The sequence below is a fragment of the Extibacter muris genome, from assembly GCF_004345005.1.
In the GTDB taxonomy this organism is placed as follows: domain Bacteria; phylum Bacillota; class Clostridia; order Lachnospirales; family Lachnospiraceae; genus Extibacter; species Extibacter muris.
This window is the reverse complement of the sequence record NZ_SMMX01000045.1, coordinates 1-1,395: the sequence shown is the minus strand read 5'-3', so window position 1 is coordinate 1,395 and position 1,395 is coordinate 1. Positions and strand designations below refer to the sequence as shown.

Here is a 1,395-nt window from a genome sequence, read left to right as displayed (position 1 = left end):
GGGCGTAGAAGGAGGTGAGGAAGAAAAAGGAGGGGAAAAGGAGGGAAGAGAAAGGAGGGGGAAGAGAAGGAGGAGCCGGGGAGAGACGATGCGGAAGAGGTAGAGGAAGAAGAGAAGAAGAAAAGGAAGAGAAACGAAACAAGGGTTATTCAAGGAAGCACACTTCAAGGGGGAAAAAGGGGAGGAAGGAAAAGGAGGGAAGAAGGAAGAAGGAAGAAGGAGGAGAGAGGAGAGAAAGGGGGGGAGGAGAGAGAGGGGAAGAAGAAAGAAGGAAAGGGAGGAAAAAGGGAGGAAGAAAAGGAAGAGGAGGAGGAGGAAAGAAAAAGAGGAGGGGGAAAGGAAGAAAGAGAAAAGGAAGAAGAAAGGAAGAGAAGGAAGGAAAGGGAGGAAAGGAAGGAAAAAAAGAAGGAAAGAAGAGAAGAGAGGAGAGGGGGGAGGGAGAAAGGGGGAAAAAAAGGGAAGAAAGAAAAGATGGGGAAGGAGGGGAAAAAGGGGGAGAAAAAGAGGGGAAGAAGAGAGAAAAGAGCAAAAAGGAGGAAAAAGGAGGAAAAGGAAGAGAAAAAAGGGAGGGAAGAGGGAGAAGGGAAAGGAAGAGGAAGGAGGAAGAGAGAGGAAGGGAGGAAGAGGGGAAAGAGAAAGAGGGGAGGGAGAGGAAGGGGAAGAAAGGAAAGAAAGGGAAAGAAAGAAGGAAGAAGGGGGAAGAAGGGGAGGAAGGAGGAAGAGAGAAGGGGGGGGAAGAGGAGGGAGAGGAGAGAGGGAAGAAGGAGAGAGGAAAGGAAGAGAGAAGAAAGGGGAGGGGGAAGGGGGAGAGGGAAAGGAAGAAAAGGAGAAGGAAGGGGAAGGAAGAGAGGAAAAAGGAAGGAAAAGGGGGAAGGAGATCGGCAAGAGGGAGGAAGAGAGGGGGGAAGAAAGGAAAAAGGGAAGAAGAAAAGAAGAGAAGGAAAAAGGAAGGAGGAAAGAAGAAAGGAGAAAGGGGAAACATCCATACGGGTTCGTGGGACGGAAGAAGGGGAAGAAGGGGAGGAAGAAGGAAGAAGAAAGGAAAGAGAAGGGAAAAAGAGGGGAAAGGGGAGGGGAGGGAGGAAGAGGAGAGAGAGGAGGAGAGGGAAAAGAGGAAAGGGGGGAAAGAAGGGGGAAGAAGGGGGGAAAGAAGGAAAGAAGAGGAGGAAGGGGGAGAGGAGAAAAAGGGGGAAGGGAAAGAGGGAGGGAAAGGAGAGGAGAGAGAGAAGAAAAGGGAGGAGTGGAAAAGAAAAGGGGGGAGGGAAAGAAAAAGGGGAAAAGAAAAAAGAAGAGGAAAAAAGAAAAGAAAAAGAAAAAAAAAAGAGATCCTGTGAAAGGGAGGAAGAAGAAGAAGGAAGGGAGGGAAGGAGAGAGAAGGGAGGGGGAAGGGGGGAA

At 49.6% G+C, this 1,395-nt stretch carries 1 protein-coding gene; it reads left to right on the top strand.

The annotated features are described in order from the left end of the window. Nucleotides 1-14 precede the first annotated feature (14 nt). Entirely contained in the window at nucleotides 15-1,334 is a 1,320-nt protein-coding gene (locus E1963_RS23545; RefSeq protein WP_132281672.1) for a hypothetical protein, read from the top strand. The last annotated feature ends 61 nt before the right edge of the window (nucleotides 1,335-1,395 follow it).